Source organism: Larkinella ripae, assembly GCF_054780775.1.
The window spans coordinates 368635-393046 of sequence record NZ_BAAGVR010000020.1 but is presented as its reverse complement, the minus strand read 5'-3'; the positions used below and the strand labels follow the sequence as shown (position 1 = coordinate 393046).

Genomic DNA, 24412 nt, shown 5'->3' with positions numbered 1-24412 from the left:
GCGGTTTTGCCGACGGTTGGTCAACTGGCTAAAAAGCTGTAATTTCCCGGCTTCCGAACCGCCCAGACCCATGCCTTTCAAAACCTGTTTCCTGCTCTGCTGCCTGAGCTTTCCCGGCCTGGCGCAACTCACTTCCTTGCCGGTTTTCCGATCCGATGTTTTTAAAGGCGACTGGCTGATTTCCCCGGTGTTGCAGAAAGCCGGGGTGTTTCAGACCAATCAGGGCCAGGAACTGGTATTGTCCAATGGCCTGCTGATCCGGCGGTTTCGCATCAGCCCCAATCTGGCAACGATTGATTACCGGAATCTGACCACCAGCGAGCAGTTCATCCGGTCCGTAAAACTGGAAGCGGTGGTGGTCCTGAACGGCAAAAAATACCGGGTCGGCGGGTTGGACGGGCAAACGGAGCACGCGTATCTGAAAGAAGAATGGATCGACGGGTTGAAAGCGAATCCGGCTGATTTTCAATACAAAAGTTTTCAGGTAACGGCCTTGAAGCCCATTCTGAACGGACCGTCGCGGACCTGGATGATGAATCCAAAACCGCCCACCGGGCAGGAACTGAGCCTGACCTTTACCGCCCGCCAGCCGGAGTTGCAGGGGGTCGCCGTGGTAGTCCATTACGCCTTGTACGACCGGATTCCGACGCTCTGCAAGTGGGTGACGGTGGAAAACAACAGCGGAAAACCGCTCCACATTAATCAGGTAATCAACGAGGTGCTGGCGACGCCCGAAGAGGAGTCGGCGGTGGTGGGCAAGCCCGAGCAGATGAAAAAACCGCAACGGCTTTACATCGAAAACAACTTTGCATTCAACAACGCCATGCGGTACGATCTGTCGGATCAGGCCACGCACTGGAAAACCGACTCGCTCTATACCTCCCAGGTCAATTACGATTTTCAAACCCCCTGTTTGCTCGAAGTGTATCCTACTTTGGGTGTCGGGGTTGACCTGGAGCCGAAACAGACCTACACGTCCATCCGCACGTTTGAACTCCTGTTGGATTCCTACGACCGCGAACGGAACGGGCTGGCCCGGCGGCAGTTTTACCGGACCGTCGCGCCCTGGACCACCCAGAACCCGATTTTCATGCACCTGGTCAGCACCGACCCGGCGGTAGTTCGGAACGTGATTGACCAATGCGCCGAAACCGGGTATGAAATGGTGATTCTGAGTTTTGGCAGTGGCCTGAACATGGAAGATGACAGCCCCGAAAACCTCCGGAAATTCAAGGAACTGGCCGATTATGCACACCGCAAAAAAATTCTGATTGGCGGGTACTCGCTGTTCAGCAGCCGGCGGATCGACGACGAAACCGACGTGATCGACCCGAAAACCGGCCTGCCCGACAAGGGCGCTTTCTTCGGCCACGCGCCCTGTCTGGCCAGCGCCTGGGGCATTGCCTACCTCGCCAAACTAAAGAAATTCATTACCGAAACCGGCTTTGATCTGCTGGAACACGACGGCCCGTATCCCGGCGACGTCTGCGCGTCGGTGAAACACCCCGGCCACAAGGGACTGGAGGATTCGCAATGGGTACAGATGGAAATGCAGAAGGGTTTGTACCGGTTTTTGAACGAAAAAGGCGTTTACGTCAACGCGCCTGACTGGTATTTCATGGACGGTTCGCACAAAATTGCGCTCGGCTACCGGGAGGTGAACTTTTCGCTGTCGCGGGAGCAGCAGAAAATCTTGAACCGGCAGAACATTTACGACGGAACCTGGGAAAAAACGCCCTCGATGGGCTGGGGGTTTGTGCCGCTGACCAAATACCAGGGCGGTGGCCCCGAAGCGGTTCTGGAGCCCCTCAGCCATCATTTGAAGGACTACGAACAACTGATGATGCAGTATTACGGCGCTGGCATTCAGGCCTGTTACCGGGGTCCGCGTTTGTACGACACCGACGAAACGAAGCAAACCGTCCAGCGCGTGATCAACTGGTACAAGCAGTACCGGCCCATCCTGAATTCCGATGTGATTCACCTTCGGCGCGCCGACGGGCGGGATTGGGACGGCATCATGCATGTCAACCCGGTTTTGGGCGAAAAAGGACTGGTAATGCTGTTTAACCCGCTGAAAACCAAAATTAGCCGAACCATCAAACTGCCCCTTTACTACACCGGCCTGAGCGAAAAAGCCGCCATTCGGGTGGGCGAAGGCAAGCCGAAAACTTATCCGCTCAATCGAAACTACGAAGCGGAACTGGTGATTGAGCTGGAACCCGAAAGCTACCAGTGGCTCGTTGTGGAAGGCAAGTAACCAAACCGAGCTGAAACAGCGAAAACCGGCCACTGCTCAGCAATCCGGCCGGTTTTGCTGAACTCCTTTTGGTGCGACAGGGTTAAAAAAAGACACACTCCTTGCAATCATGCCCGATTTATTCAGTCCATTAACGATACGAAGCATTCAGTTTAAAAACCGGATTGCGGTTTCGCCCATGTGCCAGTATTCCAGCGAAGACGGTTTTGCCAATGACTGGCACCTCGTCCATTTGGGCAGCCGGGCCGTGGGTGGCGCGGCCCTGGTGATGACCGAAGCCATTGCGGTTTCGCCGGAGGGCCGGATTTCGCCCGATGATCTGGGCATCTGGAAAGACGAGCACCTGCCTTTTCTAAAACGCATTACCGCCTTTATCGAAGCGCAGGGCGCGGTTCCGGGTACACAACTGGCCCATGCCGGTCGCAAAGCCAGCCACAACCGGCCCTGGGATGGTGGGAAGGCGATTGCCCCGGACGACGAACGCGGCTGGCAAACCGTCGCACCCAGTCCGGTTCCGTTCAGTCCGGCCGAGCCCGAACCGCTGGAATTGTCCGCTGAGGGCCTGGAAAAAGTAATCGCTGATTTTGTGGCTGCGGCTGGTCGGGCGCTGGCAGCCGGTTTTAAGGTCATTGAGCTGCATGCCGCGCACGGTTACCTGATCCACGAATTTCTGTCGCCCCTGAGCAACCAGCGGACCGACCAGTACGGCGGATCGTTTGAAAACCGCACCCGGTTTTTGCTCGAACTGCTCGAACGGGTGCAAACCGTCTGGCCGAAAGAGTATCCGCTGTTCGTCCGGATTTCGGCTACCGACTGGACCGAGGGCGGCTGGACGGCCGACGATGCGGTGGCGCTGTCGGCCATCTTAAAGGAAAAAGGCGTCGATCTGATCGACTGTTCGAGTGGGGGGAACGTGGCCGGTGCCCGGATTCCGCTCAGCCCGGGATACCAGGTTCCGTTTGCCGAAAAAGTTAAAAAAGAAACCGGGATGCTGACCGGCGCCGTGGGTCTGATTACGACGGCGGAGCAGGCCAGCGAAATCATTGCCAGCGGTCAGGCCGATCTGGTGCTGCTGGCCCGCGAACTCCTGCGCGATCCGTATTTTCCGCTCCACGCGGCTCAGCAACTCGGGGCCGAAACCGCCTGGCCGGCGCAGTATCTGCGGGCGAAGTAATCGGGCTGAAATCCTTTTTTTAACGATCAACCCCGGTTTTTACTGCGAAAACTCCATGACCGCTTTAAACTACAATCAGCTGGTAACCATCGTACAGGACCGCTACCGGAACCAGTACGCCCTGGAGTTGGCCTTCGATCAGGCTGAACGGGTGTATGCGTTCGAAGAATCCAAAAACGCCTATTCGACCACGGATTATTTTTCGGAATGGGAGGAACGCGATTACGAGTGGACTGCTTTCAAAGCCATTCTAACCGAAGCGCAATTTAAAGACTACGAAGGTAAACGGAAGGCGTTTCTTCAGGCTACGGAGGCCGGGTTGATGGAAGAAGACCGCGCCAAAAACGTTGAAATTGCCTACAACCAGGAGTTAATCCGGTTTTACGAAAACGAGTTTCTGCCCGATTTTTTCAAAGAGCGGTTTTTGCTGTCGCTGACCCATTTGCCGGAAACGAAAACGAAAGTCGATTTTTTAAAGGCTGAATACCAGCGGTACCTGATCGAAAACCGGAAGCACCTGCTCGTCACTCATTTTCGGTTTGCCCGCACCTTTATGCCCAACGCGCTGACGATTTCGCTGCTGCAACTCAAACTGACGCACCTGTGGCCGGATTATTATTATTTCAGCCGGAAACTGGATGAACCGGCCCGGGCGACCGCCGAGCATTTGAAAAAGAGACTTGCGTACCTGGACGAACGGACGTACGCCTTTGTTCAGGAGAAGTACGAAGCGTTACAGGCGTTCAACGAGCTGAATTATAAAAAGCATTTCAGCGAAAGGGACGGTTTTCATTTCGTTATTGGCGAGATGCCCCCGGAAGAGCTGCGGATTCACCGGCTGATGTGCCTGTTGCTGCTGGATAAGGAGCGCTATGGCTGGCGGGAGTAGCGGTCGGGCGGACACTTGTTTTCCGCTTTTCCCGAAAATCAGCACGTCGGAAGTAACTTTCTAACCGTTCAAAAAAACGAATCCAGCCGGGTTCGTTTTTTTTGTGTAGAATTGAGCACGTAAACGTAAACCCTTTAGGACGACCGCTCCGGCTGTCGACAACAACACATGGGACTTTTTGACTTCATCCGAAACGAATTTATCGAGGTCATCGACTGGGTCGACACCTCCAGTGATACGGTGATCTGGAAATTTCCGGACAACGGCAACAACATCAAGTACGGCGCGCAGTTGACCGTGCGTGAGTCGCAGTTGGCGGTTTTTATGAACGAGGGCCGCATTGCCGACATTTACCAGCCCGGCCGCTACGAACTGACGACGCAGAACATGCCGATCATGACCACGCTCAGGTCGTGGAAAATGGGGTTTGAATCGCCCTTCAAGGTGGATATCTACTTTGTTTCGACCAAGCAGTTCACCAACCTGAAGTGGGGAACCCAAAATCCGTTCATCGTCCGCGACCCCGAACTGAAACAGGTGCGCGTACGGGCGTTCGGGGTGTTTGCCATGCGGGTGGCGGATGCCGGGAAGTTTATTAAGGAGTTTGCCGGAACCACGCCCATCGTCCGGATCGGCGACGTGGAAGATCAGCTGCGGTCGGCCATTGTGACCAATTTTACCGACACCATCGGCGAAGCCGGGATTTCGGTGTACGACCTGTCGCGGAATTACAAGGAAATCGGTGACAAACTGCTGCCCCTGCTCCAGAACGATTTCACGGGCTACGGGTTGGAACTGACCAAGTTCTACGTTGAAAATACGAGTTTGCCACCCGAAGTCGAAGCCTTCCTTGACAAGACCACGCAGATGAATATGGTGGGCGATATGGCCCGTTTTCAGCAGTTTCAGGCCGGGGTGGCGCTGGAAGATGCCGCCGAAAGCGGAGGAGCCGGGGGCGCTGCGGTTTTGCTCGGCGGACTGGGCAATTTCATGCAGAACACCAATGCCGCCAACGCCCCGCAGCCGGCCCCGAAAGAAGATAAGGGCGAGGTGATGAACCTGCTCAAACAACTCGGCGAACTGAAAGCCGCCGGAATTCTGACCGAGGAAGAGTTTACCGCCAAAAAAGCTGAATTGTTAGCGAGATTATAAAAATAAAGAAGAGAGGATGAAGGGAGGAGAGGAGGAAGGGCTTCCACCGGCTCTTTACCTCTGGTCCTTTCCTCCCTTTTATCCTCTCCTCCATTTTTCATGCAATCCCCATCCGAACTCTCTGATTTAGTCCGGGCGCCGTGCAAAACCTGCGGAGCGCAGTTGAAATTTTCGGCCGACAAACAAATGCTGAGCTGCGATTACTGCGGCAACACCGAAGCGATTCCGTTCACCCGAAACAACCTGCACGAAAATCCGCTCGCGTTCCGGGTGGAGGACCGGCAGTTGCCCAACGCGCCGACGGAAGAAAAACGGCTGTTCACCTGCCAGAACTGCGGGGCCAAAACGACCGTCAACTTCGACACCCCAACGATCTCCTGCGCCTTTTGCGGGTCCAAAAACGTGAACCCCGACGCCCAGAAAACCCGGCTGATCGAACCGGCGGGACTGCTGCCGATTCGCATATCGAAGGAAATGGCCCTGCAACGGTTCAAAAGCTGGGTGGGCGATAGCTGGCTGGCTCCCTCGGATCTGAAAGCCGGGGCCATGCTGGACAACCTGCACGGAATTTACATTCCGTTCTGGACGTTCGATGCGCAGGCCTACTCGACATTTTCGGGTGAAGCCGGTTTTTATTACTACGTTCCGGTGCAGGTGCGCGACGCGAACGGAAAAACCGTCACCCAGCAGCAACAGCGGGTGCGGTGGGAATACCGTTCTGGTTCGCACGAGGCCTTTTACGACGACCTCCTCGAAATGGCTTCCCGGAAGTTGTCCCAGCAGGAAAGTCAGGTGCAGGAAGCCAGCCGCTATGATTTAAAGGAGGTGGTCGACTACGATCCGCGCATTTTGCTGGGCTGGGAAGCCGAGGTGTACAGTATCGATCTGCCGGAAAGTGCCCAAAAGGCTGAAGACCAGATCCGGAATCGCGAAGAAAACGCCTGTGCCTCGCAATTGGGGGGCGATACGCAGCGGAATCTAACCGTTGATACCACCTTGAGTAACCAGACGTTCAAGCACATTTTGTTGCCGCTCTGGATTTGCATGTACGTGTACAATGGCAAGCAATACCGGTTTTTGGTCAACGGGCAGACAGGCCAGATCGCGGGCGAACGACCCCGATCGGCCTGGAAAGTGGCGCTGCTGATTGCTGGATTTCTGTTGCTGGTTCTGTTTTTCTACTGGCTGGGGAAACGGTAGGAAGCCCCGTCTCTCGTTTTTGGTGGGTCGAAGTGCGGAGAAACCACGCTCGGATGATCCCGAACCGGGGTGCAAAATTATTTTTCTTATTCGGGGAAATCTTACCAGCAAGATGTTCCGGTAAATCATTAATTTTACGGCTTCGGCGCAGTTGGTTTTGGTTTAGAGGAGAGGTAAGTCGCTGATTGATAAATTACTGCACGTTTAGAAAAAAGGTCAATCACAATTGCTTGAGTCAGTCCAACTTGTAAAATCGTTCGGGGACGTTACGGCTGTTCGGGGCGTTTCTTTGGTCATAAAACCGGGTGAGGTTGTGGGGTTGGTGGGGGCCAGCGGTTCCGGAAAAAGCACGCTGCTGAACCTGCTGGCCGGTTTAACCGATGCCACCGAGGGCGTCGTGAAGCTCAACAGCGAGCGGATCAAAGGGCCGTCGGAGCAATTGGTTCCGGGCCACGCCCACATCAAACTGGTTCATCAGGAATACCAGTTGATGCCCAATGTTTCCGTCCGCGACAACATTGCGTACGCCCTGCGGTATTACGAAAAGCGGTACCAGGATTTTCGCGTCGAACAACTGATCCAGTTGTGTCGGCTGGAGTCGGTTCAGCACCGCTTGCCGCGCCAGGTGTCGGGGGGCGAAAAACAGCGGACGGCCATTGCCCGTGCCATTGCCGAAAAACCGGCGGCCCTGCTGCTCGACGAACCGTTTAGCCACCTCGATCTGCCCAACCGGGAGCTGATTCGCGGCCTGTTGCTCGATCTGGTGCGCAACGAAAAAACCGCCTGCCTTTTTGTCACCCACGACTCCACCGATGCCCTGTCCATTTCGGGCCGAATCGGTATTTTGCAGGATGGGCAACTGGTGCAGATGGGGTCACCGATGGAAGTTTACCGGCGCCCCTACAACGCCTACGTGGCTCAGATGACCGGACCGGCCAACCTGATCCGGGCCAAGCACCTGCCCCTGATGGGAATTATTCACGCCTATCAACCCAACGCGCTGGCCTGCGTGCGCCCCGAAAACATCCGGCTGAGCGACCGCGGGCGGTTTGGCGGAACCATCCGCAACCTCTTTTTCAAAGGCGCGTTCATCGAAGTGGAAGTCGAAATGAACCGCTTTGTCAGTCTCACTTTTCTGGCTTCATCCAACGACAAAATCCAGGTCGGGCAGTTGGTGGGGCTGGAAATGGCGCCGGAGTCGGTCCACTGGATGCGCGGCTCGGTCTAGTCATCCGATTTTTTCTGGTTCGAAATCACGGTCTGCGGATTACCCCGGTAGGAAATATCGGCCCCGCCCCGCGAATTTTTTTCCAGTCGTTTGGTGGCGGTTACGGACGCGTCGCTGGCCCCCGATGCCCTAACGATGGCTTCTTCGGCGGTCAGATCGTACGCCGACAGGTCGGAAGCGCCCGAAATTTCCACGTCCAGCAGCCGCGCTCTGCCCCGCAGTTTGGTGTCCGATGCGCCCGATGCTTTCAGCCGGATGCGGTTTGCCGTGATGTCTTTCATCGTTAAATCGGCCGCGCCCGACAACGTAATATCCAGCTCGTCGCTGTCGAACGAATCGTTTACCTCACCGTCCGACGCGCCGGACATCGTAATGCCCCGCAAAGCCGGCATGGTAATCAGCAAGCGGGGCGATTTGCGGTTTTTGCCGGGCGTCCAGTGCCCCGCCGGGCGGTTGAAACGGGCCACGAGTACCCCATTTTCACTTTTGACGGACAAGTATTCGGTTTCGCCGGGGGCCAGATCGGCCACCACATCGAAACTGCCTTTGCGGACCTCCACATCAATGGCGTTGGCTACATCAATTCGATCAAAGGATTTGATGCTGAACTGTTTGGTGACCGACTGGGCCTGAGCCCCTCCAACCATCATCCCGAGAAATAAGGCAACTAAAAAAAAAGAGTTGGTTTGCATGATAATGTGTCGTATTGATGCTGATAAGATGCCGCAACGGGCGCGCGCGTTGCACCGGTTTTTAATTTCTTTTCTGCCACGGCACCGAACCGCCTTTTCGGATGTGGTTCATCAGCAGGCGGGTCAATTCGGCGGCTTTCGCTTTTTCCCGGCTGGCCAGATCGGTGGTTTCTTTCGGGTCGTCTTTCAGGTTATACAATTCAAAGGGTGCGAAGGGGCTGGGTTGCAGCAACTTCCAGCCGCCCAGCCGAACCGCCTGCGTCGTCAGGCCTTTGAAGCTGTCGTTGCCTTCGCGCCGGATGAAAAAAAGCGGACGTTGTCGGATGCTTTCAAGCGCAGAACCATCTGATTGGCTGCTGGTTAACAGGCTCAGGATCGACTTTCCATCGAGTGGGGCGATGGCCTTTCGCCCTGTAATTTCCAGAAACGTCGGGAGCCAGTCAATGAGCAGCAAGCGTTCGTCCGACACCTGACCTGGTTTGACCTGCCCCGGCCAGGCTACCCCCGCCGGAATCCGCAGCCCACCTTCGTACATGGTTCCTTTGAACGCCCGAACGGGCCCATTGTTGGCTTTGCCCGGTCCCCAGCCGCCGTTGTCGCTCGTGAACACAATCAGCGTATTGTCGAGTTGCCGGTTTGCTTTCAGCGTAGCCAGGAGCCGCCCGATGCCGGCGTCCATGTGTTCGATCAGGGCCACCAGTTTGGCGCGCGTCGGGTCGATGTTGGGTTCCCGCTGGGTAACGCGTTCGAGCCATTCGGCGGGCGGTTGCAGCGGATTGTGGGGGGCATTGTAGGCCAGGTACAAAAAGAACGGTTTTGAACTGCCTTTCCGGGCGTTTACGTACCGAATCGCTCCCTCGGTGAACACATCCGTCGCGTGCCCGGGCGGGTTGATCACCCGCCGGTTGTGGCGCATGAAATTGTGGTTGTTGCGCTGTTTGGTGTAATAATCATCCATCATATCGCCCAGAAAACCGTCAAATTCCTGAAAACCGCGTTCGTTGGGGGTGTTCGGCGATTCCAACCCCAGGTGCCATTTTCCCACCAGCGCCGTGTGGTACCCGGCCTGCTGCAAATAATTGGGCAGAAGCGGGCCGGGCGCCAGGTAGCCCCAGCTGTCGGTCGAATCATCCCGAATGACGCCCGGCACCCCCATCTGTTCCGGCCAGCGCCCCGACAGCAGCGCGGCCCGGCTGGGCGAGCAAACCGGGCTGTTGGCGTAAAACCGGGTAAACCGCATCCCGGCTTTCATCAGGCTATCAAGGGAAGGCGTTTTTAGGTCGGTCGCGCCGTAGCAGGAGAGATCACCCCAGCCGAGATCATCCGCCATAATTAAGACGATATTGGGCTTAGGGGCCGGAGCCGGGGGCGTATGACTGATCAGCAGGACGCAGAGTCCGGCCAGCACCGGAACGACGAGGAACGTAGCAAAAAGGCGGTATTTCATAAAGGCTTCCGAAAGCCGGGTGAACACGTAAGGCATCGCCCGCAAATTCCGTAACTTTGCGGCATGAATCAAGTTCTGGATCAACAAACTGACACCATCCAGCGGCTGCCGGTCATGGAATCGTTCTACACGCTGCAGGGCGAGGGGGCGCATACCGGAAAAGCCGCTTACTTTATCCGGCTCGGTGGCTGCGACGTAGGGTGCCACTGGTGCGACGTCAAGGAGTCCTGGGATGCGGAGGCCCACCCTAAATTTTCCGTAGCTGAAATTGTGGCGGGAGCCCTGCAACATCCGGGCCGGATGGCGGTTATTACGGGCGGGGAGCCGTTGATGCACGACCTGACCAGCCTGACGCTGGCCCTAAAAAAAGCCGGTTTTCAGACGAACATCGAAACGTCGGGGGTTTATGCCGTCAGTGGCGTCTGGGACTGGATCTGTTTTTCACCCAAGAAATTCAAAGAACCAAATCCAGACATTTTTAGTCGTGCCAACGAACTGAAAGTTATTGTCTACAACCGGAGTGATTTTGCGTTTGCTGAATCCTTTGTGGAAAGGCTGCAACCGCCGTGCAAATTGTTTTTACAACCGGAGTGGAGTCGATCCAATGAAATGCTACCTCTTATCGTTGAGTATGTAAAACAGCATCCGCAATGGCAGGTATCGTTGCAAACACACAAATTCATGGAGATTCCGTAGGGCAGGAAGAAAAAAGAAACAGGGCAAAGGAGGAAAGTGAGCGTAGGGGGAACAGAAGAACGGTTCTTTTCGTCGCGTTCTTCCTTTTCTCCTTACTTCCTTTATTTCTTTCTTCTTCCGTTGCCCAAAATAAAAAAGCTGTTGACCTCTACAAGAAAGCCGTCGATGCTTTGTCGCAGCGGAAAATGCCCGAAGCGCTGGACCTGTTTCATCAGGCCGTCGAACGGGATACGGGGTATACCGAAGCGTATCTGAAACTGGGACAGGTGTATGAGTTTATGCGGCAACCCGAGCAGGCGTTTCTGGTTTACCAGCGCGCGATCCGGCAGCAGCCCGACAAACCCACGACCGGACTGGCCTATCAGTTTGTCAATGCCTATTTGCTGAAAAAAGGGAATTACCAGGCCGCCATTCCGGGCATCGAGCGGTTTCAGAAACTGTTCCCTCCCAATTCGTTGCAGTGGAAAAAGGTCGAGCGGTTGCTGCAAACCGCCCGGTTTGGCGCGCAGGCCATTCAAAATCCGCTGGCCGTAAAACCGCAACCGCTGTCGGCTACGGTACAGGCGTTTCCCTCGCAGTATTTCCCGGTTTTGACCGCCGACGAGCAGACGCTGGTCTACACGGTTTTGAAACCCGAAGGGGATGAGGATCTGATGGTTTCGACCCAGAAGGGCGAAACCTGGAGCCCACCCGAATCCATTTCGACCCACATCAATACGCCCAACAACGAAGGCACACCCTCGCTCTCGGCCGATGGGCGGACGCTGGTGTTCACGGCCTGTCAGGGGCGCACCGGTTTCGGAAGCTGCGATCTGTACATCAGTCACAAAACCGGCGACACCTGGTCGGATCCGCAAAACATTGGTCCGGCCATCAACACCCAGGCCTGGGAGTCGCAACCGGCTTTGTCGGCGGATGGCCGTCGGCTGTATTTCGTCTCCGACCGGAAAGGGGGCGTGGGTCGGCGCGACATCTGGTGCAGCGAGCTGGGCGACGATGGCAAATGGAAAATACCGTATAACCTGAAGCGTATCAACACGCCGTTCGACGAAGCTTCGCCGTTTATTCACGCCAATGGCCTGAGTTTGTTTTTTGCCTCGGAAGGGCACATGGGCATGGGCGGGTATGATTTGTTCGTGGCCGACAGCACCGCTTCCGGCTGGTCGAATCCGCAGAACCTGGGCTATCCCATCAACACCTCCGACGATCAGGCGGCCCTGTTCGTGTCGGCCAATGGCGCGCGGGCCTATTATTCGCAGGAACAGTCGGCAACGGACGGCAAGCAGCGTTCCAAACTCTACGTGTTCGATTTGCCGGAACCGCTGCGGCAGAAGGTGCGTCCGGTCAGTTACCTGAAAGGGCTGGTGGCCGATGCCCGCACCAAAAAACCGCTCAACGCGATTATCGAACTGATTGATCTGGCGACGAATAAACTGGTCACCCGCGTGCAATCCGACCCGCAAACCGGGCAATACACGGCGGTTTTGCCGACCGGGGGCGAGTACGCACTGTACGTCGTTGGACCCGGTTATCTGTTTAAAAGCCTGTCGTTCGATTTCACCCAAAAGCGGGAAGGCGAAGGGTATACGGTGAGTGTGCCGCTGGAACCGATCAAGCCGTCGGACGGCGGGGAACCGGCCAAAGAGACCTTGAACAACCTGTTTTTTGAAACCGGGCGCTATGACCTGGCTGAGAAATCGCGGACGGAGCTCGACCGGCTGGTGAAATTTCTGGAAGTCAATCCCGCCGTTAAAATTGAAGTTTCCGGACACACCGACAACCAGGGCGGTACGGCCAACAACCTGGAATTGTCCAGAAAGCGGGCGCAGTCGGTGGTGGCCTATCTGTCAAAAGCCGGGATTGCCCCGGCGCGCATCAAATCAGCCGGTTACGGCGAAACGCGGCCGCTGGCCCCCAACACAACGGACGAAAACCGGAAGCAGAACCGGCGGATCGAGTGGCGAATTTTGTGAATGCTTATGACCCCTTACCCCTGAATCGTGAAAAGAAAATGGGGCAGAAGAGGCCGGTTTTTTCTTTTCTTATTCATTTTTCGTTGTTACGTGTTCATAAACCGGCAACTTGGTTGTGCCGGGAATTTTTTGCATCTTTGCGCTTGTTTTTTCAGTGGCAGGTGGCCCTTTTCCCGGAAACCCAACCTGATTAAACACTCAATTCTTTGTCATCCAATGACCACTGAACACGTCAATTGCCTGATTATTGGCTCCGGCCCGGCCGGATATACAGCCGCCATTTACGCATCCCGCGCGGGCATGAAACCCGTTTTATACCAGGGAATGCAGCCCGGCGGTCAATTGACCATCACCAATGAAGTTGATAATTTTCCCGGTTATCCGGAAGGCGTCAACGGTCCCCAATTGATGATGGACCTCGAACAACAGTCCCGTCGGTTTGGCACCGACATTCGCTACGGCGTCGTAACGGCGGTGGATTTTACCGGACCGATTCACAAAGCCGTGGTGGATGATCAGCAGGAAATCAGCGCCAATGTCGTCATTATTTCAACGGGAGCGTCGGCCAAGTGGCTGGGCCTGCCGTCGGAAATGCGCCTGAACGGCCTGGGGGTTTCGGCCTGCGCGGTTTGTGACGGTTTTTTCTTCCGCGGAAAAGATGTGGTCATTGTTGGCGCGGGCGATACCGCAGCCGAAGAAGCCAGCTACCTGGCCAATTTGTGCCGGAAGGTCTACATGATTGTCCGTCGCGATGAAATGCGGGCGTCGAAGTTTATGCAGAACCGCGTAAAATCGCTGCCGAATATTGAGATTTTATGGAACAGCGAAACCGAAGAGGTGCTGGGTGAGGAGGGCGTGACGGGTGCGCTGATTAAGAATACGGTGACGGGCGAAGAACGGGTTCTGGATGTATCGGGCTTTTTTGTGGCCATTGGTCACAAACCCAATACCGATATTTTCAAACCGTACCTCGAACTGGACGAAACAGGATACATCATCACGGAAAAGGGCAGTACCCGCACCAGCGTGCCGGGGGTTTTTGCCTGTGGTGATGCGCAGGACAATATATACCGCCAGGCCATCACGGCAGCCGGCACGGGCTGTATGGCTGCCCTGGACGCCGAGCGGTATCTGGCCATGAAAGAAGTTGAAATGCACGCTGAAGTGTAAAGAGATTCTAACCACCACAGAACGAATGATGAATGACGGGGTATGAATGAGGTGCGTCAGCCAATTCATAGCCCATCATTCATCATTCCTTTTGGCAAACTTTATCCCCGAGGATGAGAAAACTGGCAGTCTGGTGGCTGTTGGCCAGCGTTTGCTGTCTGGCAAGCGTAACGACCGTGGAAGCGCAGGAACGAGGAAAATTCAAGAAGAACCTGAGCATCAAGCCAAAGAAAACCGAGAACGAAAGTCCGAACCGCCCCACGCAGCAATCGGCCCAGGAACCGGAAGACGAATTTGAACAGGAGCCGTCCAACCTGCGCTATAACAATCAATTCGAACCCAAAAAGGAAGTTAATCCCGTCGTTGCGGAAGATACCTCGACGATTGATGAAGGCGAACCGGCCGTGGTGGAATACATTGATTCGGTGCAGGTGGGGGACGATTGGGTGAAAATCGCCGATTATTTTGCGATCTGGGACCCCCACAATGTTGATCCGTACGGAATTGACCCCCTCCAGTTTGACGAAGTTATTGACCTGCGCTTATACGATCCGGCGCAAAACCGGTTTTGGTCGGCGCCGACAGTCGATGGAAAAGTGACCTCCATGTTTGGTCCGCGGTGGGGCCGCTGGCACAAAGGCATGGACCTGGACCTGGAAACCGGTGACCCGGTTTATGCAGCTTTCGACGGCCTGGTGCGGGTAGTTGGCTGGGACGGGGGCGGTTTTGGGCGTTACCTGCTGGTTCGGCATTTCAACGGTCTGGAAACCATTTACGGTCACTTGTCCAAAGCGCTGGTCGAATCCGGGCAACTGGTGAAAGCGGGTGACCAGATTGGGCTTGGCGGCAGCACCGGACGCAGCTCAGGCTCGCACCTTCATTTTGAAACCCGCTACGAAGGCAATCCCTTCAGCCCGACGTTTCTCTACGATTTTCCTACCAATTCGCTGATGTCGGACCATTTTATTTTAACGGCCTCCGTCTGGGATTATCTGCGCGGAAAAAGCGTGAGCACGTCCGGATTCAAACCCCGGTACAAACGCACGGTGCTGCACCGGGTGCGGTCGGGCGAAACGCTGACCAGCATCGCCCGGCGGTACGGGTTATCGGCTTCAACGCTCGCCCGGAAAAACCACATGTCTACCCGCTCACGCATTAAACCGGGGCAGAAATTGCGAGTTCATTAAGGGGAGTTTACTTGGCCATTCGAACGAATGAAACTTGATTTACTGGTTATTGCGGTTCATCCTGACGACGCCGAATTAGGCTGTGCCGGAACGATTCTTTCGGCAGTTGCGCAGGGTAAAAAAGTGGGCATCGTGGACCTGACCCGCGGAGAGCTGGGTACGCGCGGAACGCCGGAAATCCGGTTGCAGGAAGCCGCCGATGCCGCCCGGATTCTGGGGTTGTCGGTCCGCGAAAACATGTGCTTCCGCGACGGTTTTTTCCGGAATGACGAAGAACACCAACGGGCCCTGATCGCGGCCATCCGGAAATACCAGCCGGAACTGGTTATTGCCAACGCCATCACCGACCGCCATCCCGACCACGGCCGGGCTTCGAGCCTGATCGTTGACGCCTGCTTCTATTCGGGCTTGCGGCAAATCAAAACCGTGGATAACCTGGGCGCCGATGCCACCGGCGAAGCGCAGGAAGCCTGGCGCCCGAAGGTGGTGTATCACCTGATTCAGGATCGGTACATCAAGCCGGATTTCATCGTCGACATCACCGATTTTTACGCGAAAAAACAAGAATCTCTGCTGGCTTACAAAAGCCAGTTTTACGACCCCAACAGCAACGAACCCATGAGCTACATTGCCAGCCAGGAGTTCATGGAATTCCTCCGCGCTCGCGCCGAAGAGTTCGGCCACGTCATCGGGGTTAAATACGGCGAAGGTTTCACGGTGGACCGGACGATCGGGGTGAAGAATATGTTTGATCTGATATAGGCGGTTTTAAGTAAACGGCCTTTGGATCATCCAATCAAGAAACCGATCAGAAACAGGCCGCTAATACCCGATAGCCCGCCGATCCACATCCAGGTAGTCGGAGCGGCTTTCCGTTTCTGGTAATTTTGGGCTGCTTTGGCAAACAGGAGACCGGGTAAACCGAAGATCACCCAAACCGCAGCCAGATTGAACCAGCCCGTCGCCGACATATTTCCCAGCCCTTGAGTCGAATGGCTTACCAGACCCACCAGAATCAGGAGTTTCACCACCAGTTCGGCGGCCGGATAAATGAGCTGGGCGCTGGCGGATCCGCTCAAACCGCCTAAGACCATCCATTGCGGAAGTTGTTCACCCCATGACTGAATGCTGGCCAGCGCGATTACAACCGTCAGCAGCCGCAGCAGGCAGGCTCCTAAAATAATCCAGGCGGTTGTGTCGATGGCCTGACCGTTATTCAGGTGACTGAAAACCCACATGGCCAGGACCACGACAATGAACAATCCAACGAAGCCGGTGATTACGTAAACCGGCCACCGGGCGACGGACTTTGGCTCAACGGGTAAAACGTTATAAAACATGGAGAAACGGTTAGGTGCAGTCAAGAGCTTGAATTAACGGCCTCGTAAGCACTTTGCCAAATCAATTCCGCTTACCCGGGTGCGCTTACTGCCACCCGCCCCCCAGCGCCCGGTACACACTGACCATCGCACTCAACCGCTGCTGCCGGACTTCTGCGAGTATCAGTTCAGCCTGTAGCACATTGCTCTGGGCCGTAATCACTTCCAGGTAATTGGCCAAACCACTGGCGAAAAGCAAACGGGCGTTGGCAATCGCTTTCTGCAACGTTGCCACCCGCGCAGCCGCCACCTGTTCCTGTTCCTTCAGCTTCTCGACCTGCACCAGGGCATCGGCCACTTCCCGCACCCCGTTGGTAATGGCCTGCCGAAACTGGATGGTGGCCTGATCGTGCTGAATCCGGGCCACTTCGACCTGGGTTTTAAGCTGGCGACGCTGAAAAACCGGCTGCGTCAGCCCACCCGCGACGCTGTAAAACAGGGAAGCCGGAAACATAAACCAGTTGCTGGCCTGAAAAGCGTTAAAACCGCCACTGGCCGAAATCACCAGCGCCGGATATAGGCTTGCTTCGGCTACCCCAATCCGGGCGTTGGCGGCTACCAGATTCAGTTCGCTGGCGCGCACATCCGGGCGGTTGGCTAGCAATTGTACCGGAACACCAACCTGCAGGGTGTCGGCCACCGGAACGGTTTCCAGGCGGCTGGACCGGGGAATACTGCCCGGCATATCGCCCAGCAACTGCCGCAGACCGTTTTCTTCGATCACGATGGCCTGTTCGAGCCGCGAGCGGAGCAGGGCTGCGGTTTGCTGCTGCCCCCGCGCCTGGTCGACGGCCAGTTCGGTCACATCGCCACTTCGTTTTTGCAAACCAATCAGGCGCACAATGGAATCGCTGAGGGCCAGATTCCGGCGGGCGATAGTCAATTGCGCATTCAGAAACAAGAGGTTGAAATAGCCGTTGGCGACGTTGGCGACAAGCGCCGTGCGCACGGCTTTGGCGGCTTCAAACGTTTGCAGGTAATTGGCCTGCGTCACTTCATTCTGCCGCCGGATTTTGCCCCAGATATCCAGCTCCCAGGAGACGCCAAGGTTCGCGGAGTAATCTTCCAGGTGCCGGCTGCCGATAAAGTTTTCCAGACTCAGGCCGTTCAGGCTGTTTTTGGACGGAGTAATCGTCGAAGCGGCCACCTGTGCGTTGACCGATGGCAGGAGGGCATACCGGGTTTGGCGGACGTAGGCGCTGTTTTCTTCAATGCGCTTGACGGCCAGTTGCACATCGAAGTTGTTGGTCAGGGCCGTGCTGATAAGTTGCTGCAATTCGGCGGTCTGAAAAAATAGACGCCAGGGAAGCCGGGCGACCGTGTGGGTATCCGTTATGGTTGCCGAGCGAAACTGATCCGGAACCGCAAGGGTCGGGCGCTGGTAATTGCGCCCCACCTTGCAGGCGGAAAGAGAAAGCAGGAGAAAGGCAAAAGCCAGAAGCGTTTGCCCGCCCAAAATTCGTATGGATTGCATAGAAGGATGGAATTCGATCAATGGTTGGTATACAGTTCTTCGGCCGCCGTCTCCGCTTGCGGAACCGGTTTAAAGCCGCTGATTTTCTCGTGTAATTTCTGAAAGATGACGTACAAAACCGGGATGATGAAAATGCCCAGAACGACGCCCGTCAGCATACCCCCGGCGGTGCCGATGCTAATGGAGTGATTGCCTTTGGCCGACGAACCCGTAGCTCCCATCAGCGGAATCAGGCCCACGATGAAAGCAAAGGAAGTCATCAGAATGGGACGCAGCCGCAACTGGGAGGCTTCCAGCGCCGAGGCCACGAGCGGCATCCCGGTCCGACGGCGTTGCACGGCGTATTCGACAATCAAAATGGCGTTTTTCGCCAACAAACCGATCAGCATAATCAGGCCAACCTGCACGTAAATGTTGTTGTCGATGCCGACCAGATTGATGGCCCAGAACACGCCGAGCACCCCCGTCGGCACGGACAGAATGACGGCCAGCGGCAACAGGTAACTTTCGTACTGGGCCGCCAGCAGGAAGTAGATAAAGACCAGACTGAGGAGGAAAATAAGCCCGGACTGGCTGCCCGCCGATATTTCCTCCCGCGTCATGCCCGTCCATTCGTGGGTAAAACCGGTGGGCAGACTTTTTTGCGCCACTTCCTCCACGGCTTTGATGGCATCGCCCGAACTGTAACCACGCCCGGCCTGGCCGTTGATAATCACGGCATTAAAAAGGTTGTTGCGGGTGACGGCTTCGGGACCGTAGACGCGCTTCAGCGCAGCCACGGTGGTAATCGGCACCATTTGCCCCGTGGCATTTTTGACGTAAATACCGTTGAGCGACGACGGGTCGGCGCGGTAGGGACTGTCGGCCTGGGCAATGACCCGGTAGAATTTACCGAACCGGTTGAAATCGGAGGCAAACGTACTGCCGTAGTACATCTGCATGGTTTGCAGAATATCGCTGGTCGACAGGCCGAGTTGCTTGGCTTTCTTGGTATCAATCTCCAGCGAAAACTGGGGTGTTTGGGTATCGAAGGTCGTGAAGGCCGCGCCGATTTCCGGGCGCTTTCCCAGTTCCTCAACAAACCGGGTCGCCGTCGCACTGAGTTTATCGAGCGGTCCGCCCGTGCGGTCCTGCAACACCAGCTCAAAACCGTCGACGTTGCCGAAACCGGGTACGGTGGGCAGCGTAAAAACATCAATCCGGCCTTCGTTAAACCGCCCGAGTTCGCGGTTGACGGTATCGACAATCTGCGTTAAATCCTGAATCGTACCCCGTTCGGCGTAGGGCTTCATGTTAATAAAACCGGCTGCGTAGGAGGGACTGGCCGAATTGGAGATGATGTTAAAACCGTTGATGGCAAAATGGCTTTTGATGGCCGGAATGCGGTGCAAAACCGCATCCACATTGGTCGTTACTTTCTGCGTTCGCTGCAACGAAGCGCCCGCCGGTAACTTGAGCGAATAGGCAATAAAGCCCTGATCTTCAGATGGAATAAACCCCGTCGGCGTGGTGCGGATCAGCCAGACCGTGACGGCAATGACGAGTGCTAGTCCACTAAGACCGACCCATTTGTGCCGGATCAGCATCCGGATCGTTCCCACGTACCGGCGCGTAACAACCGTGAATCCGGCGTTGAAAGCCGCAAAAAAACGGCCCAGGAAGCCTTTCTTGCCGGACGAATGGTCGTCATCCGCGTGCTGGTTGGTCAGCAAAAGGGCGCAAAGGGCTGGACTCAGGGTCAGGGCGTTGACCGCTGAAATCAGAATGGCGATGGCCATCGTGAACGCGAATTGCTGGTAGAAAACCCCCGCGGGGCCATCCATGAAACCGACGGGCACAAAAACGGCGGCCATGATGAGCGTGATCGAAACGATAGCCCCCGAAATTTCCTGCATCGACCGCAGCGTGGCCGAACGGGCCGATAACCTGCCCCCTTTTTCCATCCGGGTGTGCACAGCTTCCACCACCAGAATGGCGTCGTCCACCACAATCCCAATGGCCAGGACCAGGGCAAACAACGTCAGCAGGTTAATCGTGAACCCAAACAGCTGCATGAAAAAGAACGTGCCGACGATGGCGACCGGCACGGCAATGGCCGGAATGAGCGTTGAGCGGAAATCCTGCAAAAACAGGTAGACGACGAGGAACACCAGAATAAACGCTTCTACCAGCGTGTGCGTCACCTGATCGATGGACTCGTCGAGGTAGGTTTTCGTGCTGTATTCCACCGAATAATGAACGCCTTTCGGCAGGGCTTTGGCGGCTTTCTCCATGATGCCGAGCATGGCAATCTGAATGTCGTTGGCGTTGGAGCCCGCGGCCTGGTAAATGGCGATGCCGATGCCCGGTTTTCCGTTGATTTTGGTATCTCCGCTGTAGGTGAACGAACCAAATTCCAGCCGTGCCACATCCTTTAAAAGAATGGTGGAACCGTCGGCATTGGCTTTCAAGACGATCTCGTCAAATTCTTCGGGCTTCGAGAACTTTCCCTTGTATTTGATCACGTATTCAAAGGCTTCCCGGCTGCTTTCCCCGATCCGGCCGGGGGCGGCTTCCAAATTTTGCTCCCGGATGGCACTCAGGACTTCCTGCGCCGACAAACCGTAGGCCACCAGCCGGTCCGGTTTCAGCCAGATTCGCATGGCGTAATCTTTTACGCCGAAAACCATCACCTGACCCACGCCGGTGACCCGTTGCAATTCCGGAATGATGTTAATCTTGGCGTAATTCTGCAAAAACGTCTCGTCGTAAATCGCCACATCGCTGGTCAGATCAAAGATCATGATCATGCTGTTCTGCTGCTTCTGGGTGGCAATCCCGGCCTGCACGACTTCGGTCGGCAGCAGACTCGTGGCCTTGGCGACCCGGTTTTGCACGTTCACGGCGGCCAGATCGGGATTGGTGCCCAGTTTAAAAAAGACGTTAATCGCTACCGAACCGTCGTTTCCCGCCGAGGAGGTCATGTACGTCATGTTTTCCACCCCGTTGATGGATTCTTCGAGGGGCGTGGCAACGGACCGGGCGACGACTTCGGCGTTGGCACCGGGGTAGGAGGCCGTAACCTGAACGCTCGGCGGGGCGATGTCGGGAAACTGGGTGACGGGCATGGTCAGCAGGGAAATGATGCCCAGAATGACCAGAAGAATCGAGATAACCGTTGCCAGAACCGGTCGTTCAATGAATATTTTTAACATGGCGAAAGAAAAATAGGTGAGAAAACCGGGTACCAGAACCTTCGGATGCGAAGGAGTGGCTACCGGGCTTTCGTCAGTTCATGGTTTGTTGTTTCTTGTTTCGGAACAATGGAATCGCCGTCCTGAAGCCGGTCCAGACCGTCGCTGACAATTCGCTCACCGGGCCGGACTCCCTCGCGGATCAGGTAGAAATTGCCACTTTTGCCCAGCAGTTGAATGGGTCGGCTCTGTACTTTGTTGCTGTCGGTCAGCGCAAACACGAAGACTTTATCCTGCCGCTCAAAGGTCGCTTCCTGCGGAACGGTGACCGCCGATTCGTGCACCTGCGGAATCCGGATGCGCCCCGTGATGCCCGACCGCAACAAGCCAAGCTCGTTCGGAAAAACCGCCCGGAAACTGATGGCCCCCATCGCCTTGTCGAACTGACCGGACACCAGTTCAATCCGGCCTTTCTGGCCAAACGGCTGGTTATCGGCCAGCAGGAGTTCGACCGGCGGTAGCTGCCGGATTTTGTCGGCCAGGCTGCGGCCCGCCGACTGCCGGGTGAATTGCAGGAAATCGACCTCACTCATCGAGAAGTACGCAAACACTTCCCCAACGTCCGAGAGCGTAGTCAGCGGCTGGGGTTCGGCCCGGCCCACCAGACTGCCCGGTTTGTAAGGCAGCCGGCCGATGTAACCGTTAACCGGCGCTTTGATCACCGTGCGACTCAGGTTGGTTTTGGCCGTACTGACCATGGCCCGGGCCTGTCCGACGGCAGCCCTGGACGCTGTGTGAGCCGATTGGGCGGTTTTGAGCTGGACCTCGGAAATGACTTGGTTTTCCACCAGCGGACTCAGCCGGGCCACTTCCAGTGCGGCCTTATCCTGGTTGGCAATCACCATCAGCAAATTCGCTTCGGTGTTGCTGAGTTGTTCGCGGTAGCTGCGTTCGTCGATGCGAAACAGCGGCTGGCCTTTACGTACGGCGGCCCCTTCGTCCACGTAAATCTGCTCCAGATAGCCTTCCACCTGCGGCCGAATCTCGACGTTTACCTTACCTTCGAGCGTGGCCGGGAATTCCTGGTACGTAGTCATTGTTGAGGATTTGACCTGAACAACGGGCAGCGTGGGAATCTGGGAGGTGGCAGCGGATTGTTCCGTTGAAGAACCGCAGCCCGACAAACCCATCAGCAGCAGGAAACCGTGGAGCGCGATACTGAAGCTGGGGGGAAAGGGAGTTGGGAGAAAAAACCGCTTTCGGGTGGATGAAAAAAACGTAACTAGAGGGGTAAAATAATTGAAATAAAACGTTTTCATGGCGCTGCCAGAGGATGATGGATTTTATCTAGCGACGCAAAAAAACCGGGATTGGTTCGGAGCCAGCCGGCCTAGATGACGTAAGCCGTCCGGAACAGGACGAATGCAATTGGTCATCTAAACTTGCCCGGTTGGTTAGGCCGCTCTTATTTTGTCGGTTGATCGATTCAGATACTATGTTGTTACAACGCATTCAATCGTGTACGCGTCGGCGTTGGTTGCAGGAAGCCTTTTTGTTTCTGGGTTTCTTCGCACTCAACTCGCTGACTTCCTGGGAATTGATCAACTCCCGTTCGTTGCTGTTGCGGGAGCTGCTGTATTTTAGCCTGTTGTACGGCCACGCGCAGTTTCAGCGGTTTTTTCTGTTGCCCAAGGTGCTCGACCGGCAACAAACCCGCCGGTACGGTTTTTATGCCGTCGCGACGCTGCTGCTGTTTTCGGTGCTGATGATGTACGTCAACGACTGGCTGTGCACGGAAATCTTAAAACCGGATTTTACACCCGGCCTGATTTACCTGTACACGGTTGCCAGCGCGACGGTGAGTCTGCTGCTATTTAATGTGCCGCTGCTGGTTAACCGGTTTTATCAGCAACGGCGGCAGCAGGAAGAATACAAAATGTGCATGCAGGAGATGGAACTCAGTGTGTTGCGCTCGCAGTTGAACCCGCATTTTCTGTTTAATACGCTCAATAATTTGTACGGCGTGAGTCTCCACGAACCCGCCCGCACGCCCGACATGATCATGCAGTTGTCCCAGTTGCTGCGCTACCAGCTCAACAGCACCCGCCGAACCTGGGTACCGTTGACTGACGAGCTGGAATTTCTGACGAGCTACATCGCGCTGGAAACCGAGCGGGTCGGGAGTCGGTGCGGGGTGCGGTTTACGGGGCTGACGGAATCGGAAGCCGCCGGTTTTGTGGTGGCGCCGATGGTGCTGATGCCGTTTGTCGAAAATGCCTTCAAACACGGCACCGCCGGCATTAAAGCGTGTGAAGTAGAGGTTCGGGTTTGGATTGAGGAGGCCAATTTGCGGTTGTTCGTGCGCAATACCGTACCGGCCCGGGCCAAAGCGCCGGTTTCGACGGGCGTCGGCCTAGAGAACACCCGGCAGCGGCTCCAGATGCTGTATCCGAACCGGCATCAACTGCTCATTGAAGCTTCCGCCGAACGGTTTGAGGTCAATCTCACGTTACCCCTTCATCACGGTTCCGTTCCCCATCCGTTGAGCGAAGAAGCGGCCGTTGCCTGATTAAAACCGCCTTGAACATGGCTGAGTCCGTTCGTTGCCTGATTGTGGATGATGAAATTGCCGCCCACTACGTGCTGGAAAATTACATTGGTCGGGTGGATCGGCTGGTGCTGGCCGGGCAATGTTACAATGCGCTGGATGCCCTCAATTTTCTGCACCGGGAACCCGTCGATCTTTTGTTTCTGGACATCAACATGCCCGAACTGAGCGGTCTGGAGCTGCTGGGTGCGCTCAACCACACGCCCCGAACGATTCTGACAACCGCCTATACCGAGTTTGCCCTCCAGAGCTACGACTACGGCGTGACGGATTATCTGGTGAAACCGATTCCGTTCCCCCGGTTTCTGAAAGCCGTCGATAAAGTTCTGAACCTGGCAATTCCGAATCCGGGTGTACTCGTGGCGCCACTGGCGGAACAAAAACCGCCCGTCGATTCAATTGTTGTTAAAGTGGATGCCGACTGGGTGCGGGTGCGGTTTGACGAATTGCTGTACGCCCAGAGCTGGGGAAATTACGTCAAACTGTTTCTGCCGGGCCGGATGCTCCTGACGCCCCTGACCACCTCGGAACTCGAAAACCGCCTGCCCGCCGATCAGTTCATTCGCGTGCATAAATCGTACATTGTGGCCTTGAGCAAGATCGAGCGGCTGCGGGGTAACATCCTGCACATCGGCGAAACCGACCTGCCCGTGGGCATCACCTTCCGGCGCGAACTCACCGAGCGGCTCCACAACTCCTGAATCATCCTG

Annotated in this window: 19 protein-coding genes; 13 read left to right on the top strand and 6 right to left on the bottom strand. The window is 55.9% G+C overall.

Annotation, left to right across the window (positions count from 1 at the left end):
- The first annotated feature begins 70 nt into the window (after positions 1-70).
- From ACYVHX_RS12685 to ACYVHX_RS12660, 6 genes are all read left to right on the top strand, one after another.
- The gene (locus ACYVHX_RS12685) at positions 71-2260 is read left to right on the top strand and encodes an alpha-galactosidase (RefSeq protein ID WP_460672015.1); all 2190 of its coding nucleotides are present in this window, start codon (positions 71-73) and stop codon (positions 2258-2260) included.
- A 109-nt stretch (positions 2261-2369) separates the two neighbouring features.
- The gene (locus ACYVHX_RS12680) at positions 2370-3434 is read left to right on the top strand and encodes an NADH:flavin oxidoreductase/NADH oxidase (protein WP_460672014.1); all 1065 of its coding nucleotides are present in this window, start codon (positions 2370-2372) and stop codon (positions 3432-3434) included.
- 55 nt (positions 3435-3489) lie between these two features.
- Positions 3490-4323: a hypothetical protein gene (locus tag ACYVHX_RS12675; protein ID WP_460672013.1), complete on the top strand. Its 834-nt coding sequence runs from the start codon at positions 3490-3492 to the stop codon at positions 4321-4323.
- A 168-nt stretch (positions 4324-4491) separates the two neighbouring features.
- Positions 4492-5475, top strand: a complete 984-nt coding sequence (locus tag ACYVHX_RS12670) for an SPFH domain-containing protein (protein WP_460672012.1) — start codon at positions 4492-4494, stop codon at positions 5473-5475.
- A gap of 99 nt (positions 5476-5574) precedes the next feature.
- Positions 5575-6675, top strand: coding sequence for a hypothetical protein (locus ACYVHX_RS12665; protein WP_460672011.1), 1101 nt, complete (start codon positions 5575-5577; stop codon positions 6673-6675).
- A gap of 226 nt (positions 6676-6901) precedes the next feature.
- Positions 6902-7903: an ABC transporter ATP-binding protein gene (locus ACYVHX_RS12660; protein ID WP_460672010.1), complete on the top strand. Its 1002-nt coding sequence runs from the start codon at positions 6902-6904 to the stop codon at positions 7901-7903.
- Here the strand turns inward: ACYVHX_RS12660 and ACYVHX_RS12655 are convergent.
- Positions 7900-8595 (bottom strand): head GIN domain-containing protein, encoded by a 696-nt coding sequence (locus tag ACYVHX_RS12655; protein ID WP_460672009.1) that lies wholly within the window; start codon positions 8593-8595, stop codon positions 7900-7902. The genes ACYVHX_RS12660 and ACYVHX_RS12655 overlap by 4 nt on opposite strands.
- 61 nt (positions 8596-8656) lie before the next feature.
- A complete protein-coding gene (locus ACYVHX_RS12650) occupies positions 8657-10078 on the bottom strand; it encodes a sulfatase family protein (RefSeq protein ID WP_460672008.1) in 1422 nt (473 codons plus the stop codon).
- Between the two features lie 27 nt (positions 10079-10105).
- Here ACYVHX_RS12650 and ACYVHX_RS12645 point away from each other — a divergent pair, with 27 nt between their 5' ends.
- The 5 genes from ACYVHX_RS12645 to bshB1 all read left to right on the top strand — a co-directional run bounded on the left by ACYVHX_RS12645 (position 10106) and on the right by bshB1 (position 15830).
- Positions 10106-10738, top strand: a complete 633-nt coding sequence (locus tag ACYVHX_RS12645) for a 7-carboxy-7-deazaguanine synthase QueE (protein WP_460672007.1) — start codon at positions 10106-10108, stop codon at positions 10736-10738.
- A 170-nt stretch (positions 10739-10908) separates the two neighbouring features.
- Entirely contained in the window at positions 10909-12711 is a 1803-nt protein-coding gene (locus ACYVHX_RS12640; protein WP_460672006.1) for an OmpA family protein, read from the top strand.
- 216 nt (positions 12712-12927) lie between these two features.
- Positions 12928-13881 (top strand): thioredoxin-disulfide reductase, encoded by a 954-nt coding sequence (gene trxB, locus ACYVHX_RS12635; RefSeq protein WP_460672005.1) that lies wholly within the window; start codon positions 12928-12930, stop codon positions 13879-13881.
- A 113-nt stretch (positions 13882-13994) separates the two neighbouring features.
- Positions 13995-15068, top strand: coding sequence for a peptidoglycan DD-metalloendopeptidase family protein (locus tag ACYVHX_RS12630; RefSeq protein WP_460672004.1), 1074 nt, complete (start codon positions 13995-13997; stop codon positions 15066-15068).
- Between the two features lie 27 nt (positions 15069-15095).
- Positions 15096-15830, top strand: coding sequence for a bacillithiol biosynthesis deacetylase BshB1 (bshB1, locus tag ACYVHX_RS12625; RefSeq protein ID WP_460672003.1), 735 nt, complete (start codon positions 15096-15098; stop codon positions 15828-15830).
- A gap of 26 nt (positions 15831-15856) precedes the next feature.
- Here the strand turns inward: bshB1 and ACYVHX_RS12620 are convergent, their stop codons facing one another.
- The 4 genes from ACYVHX_RS12620 to ACYVHX_RS12605 form a co-directional block, all read right to left on the bottom strand.
- Positions 15857-16408: a hypothetical protein gene (locus ACYVHX_RS12620; protein ID WP_460672002.1), complete on the bottom strand. Its 552-nt coding sequence runs from the start codon at positions 16406-16408 to the stop codon at positions 15857-15859.
- An 85-nt stretch (positions 16409-16493) separates the two neighbouring features.
- Positions 16494-17921 carry an efflux transporter outer membrane subunit gene (locus tag ACYVHX_RS12615; RefSeq protein WP_460672001.1) on the bottom strand — a complete coding sequence of 476 codons (1428 nt, stop codon included), beginning with the start codon at positions 17919-17921 and terminating at the stop codon, positions 16494-16496.
- Between the two features lie 17 nt (positions 17922-17938).
- Positions 17939-21115, bottom strand: a complete 3177-nt coding sequence (locus ACYVHX_RS12610; protein ID WP_460672000.1) for an efflux RND transporter permease subunit — start codon at positions 21113-21115, stop codon at positions 17939-17941.
- 59 nt (positions 21116-21174) lie between these two features.
- Positions 21175-22413, bottom strand: a complete 1239-nt coding sequence (locus ACYVHX_RS12605) for an efflux RND transporter periplasmic adaptor subunit (protein WP_460671999.1) — start codon at positions 22411-22413, stop codon at positions 21175-21177.
- Positions 22414-22589: 176 nt separating this feature from the next.
- Here ACYVHX_RS12605 and ACYVHX_RS12600 point away from each other — a divergent pair, with 176 nt between their 5' ends.
- Together ACYVHX_RS12600 and ACYVHX_RS12595 are read left to right on the top strand one after the other, a co-directional pair.
- Complete coding sequence (locus ACYVHX_RS12600) at positions 22590-23663, top strand: sensor histidine kinase (protein ID WP_460671998.1); 1074 nt, start codon at positions 22590-22592, stop codon at positions 23661-23663.
- A gap of 17 nt (positions 23664-23680) precedes the next feature.
- Entirely contained in the window at positions 23681-24403 is a 723-nt protein-coding gene (locus ACYVHX_RS12595) for a LytR/AlgR family response regulator transcription factor (protein WP_460671997.1), read from the top strand.
- Positions 24404-24412: the final 9 nt, after the last annotated feature.